This window comes from Actinomycetota bacterium, assembly GCA_040905475.1.
GTDB lineage: Bacteria > Actinomycetota > AC-67 > AC-67 > AC-67 > DATFGK01.
Window position 1 is genome coordinate 1 of the sequence record JBBDRM010000034.1, and the last position, 1,541, is coordinate 1,541.

At 66.6% G+C, this 1,541-nt stretch carries 1 protein-coding gene; it reads left to right on the forward strand.

What is annotated here, in order from left to right; genetic code table 11:
• Positions 1-272 precede the first annotated feature (272 nt).
• A complete protein-coding gene (locus tag WEB06_03220; protein ID MEX2554623.1) occupies positions 273-1,502 on the forward strand; it encodes an IS3 family transposase in 1,230 nt (409 codons plus the stop codon).
• Positions 1,503-1,541: the final 39 nt, after the last annotated feature.

Sequence of the window (1,541 nt, forward strand, 5' to 3'; positions counted from 1 at the left end):
CCCTCTCTGTCAGCATCGCGTGAGACAAGAGCCCTCGTCTGAGATTTGAAGTAGGGCGAGGAAGAACGGGAGAAGATGACGAAGACGACGTTGGCAACGCATGGCCAGAATGGACAGGTGTCGGAGAAGGACCCGGCGGCGCGACCGAAGAAGCGGACGTTCACCCCGGAGTACAAGCTGGCGATCCTCGAGCAGCTCGATTCGATGAGCGATCCGAGCGCCCGAGCGGCCCTCGTGCGCCGCGAAGGGTTGTACTCCTCGCACATCGCCGAGTGGCGCAAGGCCCGCGACGCGGGTGCGTTGGAAGGCCTGGCTGCCAAGGGACGGCCTCGTCGCAGTCCCGAGCAGGTCGAGATCGAGCGGCTGCGACGCAAGAACGCTCGCCTCGAGCGAGATCTCGAGCGCACCAAGCTCGCCTTGGAGATCACGGGAAAAGCGCACGCGCTCTTGGAAGCGCTCTCCGAGAGCGCGGCGCCCGACGAGCCGAGGTCGAAGTCGTGATCGATGCGGCCGTGACCGAGCTCGAGCCGCTGATGGCCACAACGCGCGCCTGCGCGTTGATGGGTAAGTCGCGCGCGACCCTGTATCGGCAACGACGACCGGTGACACCACGGCCGCCGCGACCGCGACGCACACCGGCCAACGCGCTGTCGCCCAGTGAGCGACGAGGCGTGATGGACGTGCTGCACTCGGGCGACTACATCGATCTCGCCGTGCCGCAAGTGTGGGCGCGCGAGCTCGACGAGGACCGCTATCACTGCTCGATGTCGACCATGTACCGCCTGCTCAGGGCCCACGGCGAGGTCAGGGAGCGGCGAGCCCAGGCCAGCCATCCGCCGCGCACCAAGCCCGAGCTCGTGGCCCATGGGTCCAATGAGGTCTGGTCGTGGGACATCACGATGCTGCGCGGCCCGCGCCGCGGCCTGTACTACCCGCTGTACTCGATCATCGACATCTTCAGCCGCTACGTGCCCGGGCATCTCGTGGCGACCGTCGAGTCGGGCGAGCTCGCCGAGCGTCTCATCGCCGAAGCGGTCGCACGCCAGGGCATCGAGGCGGGAACGCTGACGCTGCATGCCGACCGCGGCGCACCGATGACATCGAAGACGGTGGCCGAGCTGCTCCACGTCCTCGGCGTCGAGCGCAGCCACAGTCGGCCGCGCTGCTCCAACGACAACCCGTACATCGAAGCGAACTACAAGACGCTCAAGCACTGCCCGGAGTTCCCCGAGCACTTCCACAGCATCGGTCATGCTCGCGAGTTCTGCGCGTGGTTCTTCAGCCACTACAACCACGAGCACCGGCACTCGGCGATCGGCTGGCACACGCCGGCCTCGGTTCACTTCGGCACGGCACCGCAGATCCGCGCGGCGCGCCAAGACACGCTCAACGCCGCCTACGCGGCTCATCCCGAACGCTTCGGTCGCGAGCCGATCGCGCCGAAGCTGCCCACGGCCGCTTGGATCAACGAGCCACAGAAGGAGGTGATCCGCTCAGTTTGAAGAACCGGGCGACTGTCTCAAACCGCTTGACAGATTCCG